We start from the raw sequence: 4,921 nt of genomic DNA, 5'->3' as shown, positions 1-4,921 counted from the left end.
GGGGTGCGTACTACGCACCCAACGGCCCCCTCACCTCAAGCCCGCCCGAGGCTTGCGGGCGCCCCGCCGGACGTGGTGAAGGAGTCCCTCACCAGCCAGCCACATTCGGCTTTCCCCGCAATAACCGCCCGCAACACTCACGACCCCAAAGTCACGAAGTGGCCTAGTCCTTATGTATCATGGTCTGCGAGAGCTTCGGATCATGCGACGATGCTGGTGGCGTGAGGAGGCGTAGTGACGGCCCTTCCCGAACCGCAGCAGCGTCCGTGGCTGACCATGCCGGATCATCTGCTGACGATCGAGGAGTACTCGGCGCGCGGCGAAACCGATTCCGGCTTTTCGGAGCTTGCGGAAGGTCGCCTTTTGATGTCGCCAAGCCCTCGGCCGAGACACCACATCGCGCTGGGAAGCGCGACGTGCAAAGCCTGCCGCAGCTTCCGCCGCATCTCATGGCTATCCAAGACATCGACGCCGATCTCGAACTCGCGCCTTCGGACGAGCCTGGGTTTTCCAGGCGCTCGGACCTCATTGTCGTTGGCCGGGAAGCGGTCACCACAGCTGACGACGAAGACAGCATGCTCAAGGCCGGCGACGTGGTCATCATCGTCGAGATCGTTTCACCGGGTTCGAAGCGCCATTCCCGCTGAAGATCGACCTCGACGCCCGCAGGTCGTGAGTGCTGCCGACGGCCCACCGGCGCTCCAGTCGAAGTTCGCGTTGTCGAACAGGTCGACCGTTCCGCGGACGACGTGCGCCGGATTCGCGGCGCCCAGCATGAAAAGCGCGGCGGCCGCAGGGCCGAGCAGAGTCTTCTTGAGCATGTGATACCCCCCTTCGAGCCCCGCGGAAGCCCGCTCCGTGGCGGGCTTCCGGGAAACTACGTCCGGGCCGGATCAGCCTGCAAGGATCTCACGCCTGGCTTAAATCAGGACTCCCGATACCGGCGTTCGGCCACAACACCTTCACCCTTGGCCTCGTTGAAGGTGTAGACCTCGCGGCCGCGCACGAACACCCGCATCGCGCGGTTCATGACGTCCAGCGGGTCGCCGGACCAGATGGCGATATCCGCGTCCAGGCCCGGTTTCAAGGCGCCCACCTGATCGTCCAGGCCGAGCATTTCCGCCGGGTTAATGGTGATCGAACGCAGTGCCGTGTCCGGGTCGAGGCCGTCCTTCACCGCCAAAGCCGCTTGGTACACAAGGAAGTTGATCGGCACCACCGGGTGATCGGTGGTGATCGCCAGCTTCACGCCCGCGCGCGCGAGGATCCCGGCCGAGCGCATGTTCCGGTTGCGCAGCTCGACCTTCGCGCGGGTGGTGAACAGCGGCCCGAGGATCACCGGCACGCCGCGCTCGGCGAGCAGGTCGGCGATCAGATGTCCTTCGGTGCCATGGTTGATCACCAGTTTGTAGCCGAACTCCTCGGCCAGCCTGATCGCGGTGACCATGTCGTCCGCGCGGTGGACGTGCTGGTCCCAGTACAGCTCGCCGTCGAGCACCTTCGCGAGTGTCTCGTGCGTGAGGTCGACGTCGAACGGCTTGCCTTCCGAGCGCGCGTGCTCGCGCTGGGCGGCGTAGTTGCGGGCCTTGGTGAACGCCTCGCGGATCACCGCGGCGACGCCGAGCCGTGTCGACGGGGTCTGGTTCTTGTCGCCGTACACACGCTTCGGGTTCTCGCCGAGCGCGCTCTTGACGCTGACGTGCTCTCTGAAGACCACGTCGAACATGCTGCGGCCCCAGGTTTTCACGCCGATCGTCTGGCCGCCGACCGGGTTGCCCGACCCCGGCTTGATGACGACGCTGGTGATCCCGCCCGCGAGCGCGTCGTCGAAACCGACCTCGTACGGGTCGATGCCGTCGAGCGCGCGGAACCGGGCGCCGATCGGGTCGGTCATCTCGTTGGTGTCGTTGCCGGACCAGCCTTCGCCTTCCTCGTGCACGCCGAGGTGCGCGTGCGCGTCGATGAATCCAGGCAGCACCCAGCAGCCGGACACGTCGATGAGCTCGGCGTCGTCCGGGATGTCCACGTCGGACGCGGTGCCGACCGCGATGATCTTGCCGTCCTCGATGAGCACCGTGCCGCCGTCGATCGGGTCACCGTCGACGGGGACCACGTAGCCCCCCACAATCGCTTCAGCCATGGTGAGACACGCTAACCGAGATCCGCACAACGCGGGCGCCGCCGAAGCGTCTTGTGGCCATGGGGAAGAAATCGATGACTGCTTTGGTGGCTTTGCTCGCGTTGTCGGGCTGCACGGCCGACGCGTTCAGCCGCTTGACACCGGCAGAGCCGGAGTCCCGCGGTTCGGGTGAGCTCGCCGCCGAGCTGCTCGGCGCGTTGCATGAACGCGGCACCCAGGCCACCGAGAGGGCCTCCGCGCGGATCGGCGGCACCGACCACGCGGCGGTGCTGATCACCGACGGCGACCGGCACGGGATGGTCGAGATCCGGCGCGGCGCGCTGGGCCAGGGTGACCCGGGATGCGCGCGGCCGCGGCCTTGCCGGACCGCCAAGGTCAACGACAAGGACGTGGTGATCGTCGAGACCCCGGACTCGGTCACCGTCGAGGTTTACTGGCCTGACAAGGCGTTGAACGGCTCTCTCACCGCGGCGACGAGCACGTCCCGGTTCTGGTCGGGCGGGCCGCCCTTGGCGCGCGTCCCGCTCGATCCCTTCGCCGCGGCGGCCCTCGCCGCGGACCTGACCAGGTACTAGTCAGGCGATCTCCTTCTCGAAATGCACGAGCTGATAGTCGAACTCCGGCGAACGATGGGTTTCGTGATAGCCCAAGCGTTTGTAGAGCCGTAACGGGCCATGGCTGAACTCGCCGGTGAACAGCCGGAAGACCGTCACCCCGCGAGGCAGCCGCGCTTCGGCGGCCAGCAGCAGCGAACTGCCGTAGCCGTTCCCTTGCCGGTCGGGGGCGACGACCAGACGGCCGACCTCGCCCACGTTCCCGACCACACGGACACGCACGCTCGCGACCAGCCTGGCCTCTTCGCGGTAGCCCCAGGCGAGACACAGTGGATCGCCGAGCGCGTCCCTGGTCTCCGCCAGCGTCTCCACGAGAGGCGGCAGGTCGAACGTCCGATGCGCCCGTGCTTCAGTCACATACGCCGCACGCTGCAGCGTAAGAATCTCGCCCGCGTCCTGCGGGCCGAGCCTCACCGGTTCCATCATCCGAGGCTAATCCGGGGTGTCTTCCGCTGTCGCCCGAATTCAGCCGAGCCGGATGCCCCAGCTGCCTGACCAGGAGGTTCCCGGCTCCAGCTCGATCAGGTCGGTGCCGGTGTTGAGCGCGTCGGCCGGGCAGGTCATCGGCTCGATCGCGACGGCGCGCCCCCGCCCGACCAGCTCGGCGGGCGTGAACACCTGGACCCACTTGAAGTCGGGGCCCGCCCAGACGTCGAGCGTGCTGTCGCCGTGGGTGAGCACATGGTGATGACGGCCGTCCTCGCCGGTGGTGAGCCCGCCGAACGCGGTGTCGAGGTCGACGCCGGCGAGCACCTGGCCGCCGCGGAAGTCGTACTCGGTCCCCTCGACGTCGCGTTCGGTGTCGTACGGCATCTGCTCGTCACCCAGGTACGGCCGGACGCGGGTCGCGGGCAGCGTCAGCGTGAGCTCGTCGGTCGGCGCGTCGCCGATGCGGAAGTACGGGTGGGTGCCGAGGCCGACGCCGATCGGCGAGTCGCCCTCGTTGCGGATCTCGTGCGTGATGGTCAGCTCGCGCGGCGCGAGTTCGTAGGTGGTGACGGCACGCAGCGGCACCGGCCAGCCGGGCTCGCCGTCGATGTCGACGCACAGCGTGATCGATGATTCGGCGTGCTCGAGCAGCTCCCACTCCTTGTGCCGGGTGAGGCCGTGGATCGCGTTGCCGCGCGCCTTCTCGGTGATCTCGAGCTGCTGCTTCTCACCCTGGTAGACCCACTGGCCGCCCTTGGTGCGGTTCGGCCAGGGCAGGAGCACCTGACCCGCGCCCTTGGGCGGTTCCTCGTCGGCGGCGAACTCCTCGACATAGGGCACCCCGCCGACTTCGAACAGGCGCAGTCCGGCGCCGATTTCGGTGACGACGGCCCGCGCGTTGCCTCGGGTGATCTCGAACTGCTGTCCGGTGGGGTTCGGCATGCGCGACAACTTACCGGCTTTGAGAATTACTAGACCGGTCGTCATAGTTTGAGCTACGGTCGTCTCATGGTCCGCCGCACCGACACCCGGCAGCGCATGCTCGAAACCGCCGCCGAGCTCTTCCACACCCAGGGCTATCACGCCACCGGCCTCAATCAGCTCGTCGCGGCGGGCGGTGCGCCCAAGGGTTCGCTCTACTTCCATTTCCCCGGCGGCAAAGAGCAGCTCGCGGCCGAGGCGCTTCGGCTGTCCGGTGGCACTTTCCGCGACATGATCACGCGGATCGTCGCCACCGCGCCGGACGCGGCCGCCGCGGTCAGCGCGGTCATCGACGGCTTGATCGAAGTCCAGGTCGCGTCGGACTTCCAACGCGGCTGTCCACTCGCGACAGTCGCGATGGACGCGTCGAGCGAGCCGGTCAGGCAGGCCTGCGCCGACGGGTACGCGTCCTGGCTCGACGGCTTGTCCCAATACTTTGTCTCACAAGGCTTTTCGGCCGAGAAGGCCGGCGAACTGGCGACCATCGTGCTCGCTTCGGTCGAAGGCGCGCTGCTGCTCGCGCGGACCAGGCACGACGTCGCCCCCTTGCGCGCGGTGCAGGAACACCTGCGCGCCACCATCGAAAGGGAGTTGCCCTGATGCGCGTCCACCACCTCGATTGCGGGACCATGCGCCCGCTCGGCGGCAAGCTCGTCGACGGCCGGTCACTAGTGCACCCTCTTCCGTGCGGGCCCTTGGAAGGGGCTTGTGGTAGGAACTAGGCGGAAGCCGGGGTGACGGCCTATGTCGGTCGCCT

Annotated in this window: 7 protein-coding genes; 3 read left to right on the top strand and 4 right to left on the bottom strand. The window is 67.6% G+C overall.

What is annotated here, in order from left to right; all coding sequences use genetic code 11:
* The first annotated feature begins 416 nt into the window (after positions 1 to 416).
* Entirely contained in the window at positions 417 to 647 is a 231-nt protein-coding gene (locus tag ACFV15_RS47805) for a hypothetical protein (protein WP_378360140.1), read from the top strand.
* Here the strand turns inward: ACFV15_RS47805 and ACFV15_RS47800 are convergent.
* Together ACFV15_RS47800 and ACFV15_RS47795 are read right to left on the bottom strand one after the other, a co-directional pair.
* Positions 618 to 821, bottom strand: coding sequence for a hypothetical protein (locus ACFV15_RS47800; protein WP_378360139.1), 204 nt, complete (start codon positions 819 to 821; stop codon positions 618 to 620). The genes ACFV15_RS47805 and ACFV15_RS47800 overlap by 30 nt on opposite strands.
* Positions 822 to 925: 104 nt before the next feature.
* Complete coding sequence (locus tag ACFV15_RS47795; RefSeq protein ID WP_378360137.1) at positions 926 to 2,140, bottom strand: amidohydrolase; 1,215 nt, start codon at positions 2,138 to 2,140, stop codon at positions 926 to 928.
* A gap of 74 nt (positions 2,141 to 2,214) precedes the next feature.
* Here ACFV15_RS47795 and ACFV15_RS47790 point away from each other — a divergent pair, with 74 nt between their 5' ends.
* The gene (locus tag ACFV15_RS47790) at positions 2,215 to 2,715 is read left to right on the top strand and encodes a hypothetical protein (protein ID WP_378360135.1); all 501 of its coding nucleotides are present in this window, start codon (positions 2,215 to 2,217) and stop codon (positions 2,713 to 2,715) included.
* On the opposite strand, the gene ACFV15_RS47785 is transcribed toward ACFV15_RS47790, so the two are convergent.
* Positions 2,716 to 3,180 carry a GNAT family N-acetyltransferase gene (locus tag ACFV15_RS47785; protein ID WP_378360133.1) on the bottom strand — a complete coding sequence of 155 codons (465 nt, stop codon included), beginning with the start codon at positions 3,178 to 3,180 and terminating at the stop codon, positions 2,716 to 2,718.
* Positions 3,181 to 3,219: 39 nt separating this feature from the next.
* Positions 3,220 to 4,125: an aldose 1-epimerase family protein gene (locus ACFV15_RS47780; RefSeq protein WP_378360132.1), complete on the bottom strand. Its 906-nt coding sequence runs from the start codon at positions 4,123 to 4,125 to the stop codon at positions 3,220 to 3,222.
* A 66-nt stretch (positions 4,126 to 4,191) separates the two neighbouring features.
* On the opposite strand from ACFV15_RS47780, the gene ACFV15_RS47775 reads away from it, so the two are divergent.
* Entirely contained in the window at positions 4,192 to 4,764 is a 573-nt protein-coding gene (locus tag ACFV15_RS47775; protein ID WP_378360131.1) for a TetR/AcrR family transcriptional regulator, read from the top strand.
* The last annotated feature ends 157 nt before the right edge of the window (positions 4,765 to 4,921 follow it).

The organism is Amycolatopsis sp. NPDC059657 (genome assembly GCF_042734395.1).
In the GTDB taxonomy this organism is placed as follows: Bacteria; Actinomycetota; Actinomycetes; order Mycobacteriales; family Pseudonocardiaceae; genus Amycolatopsis.
The sequence above is the reverse complement of the archived record's forward strand: the minus strand, read 5'-3'. Positions and strand labels throughout refer to the sequence as shown.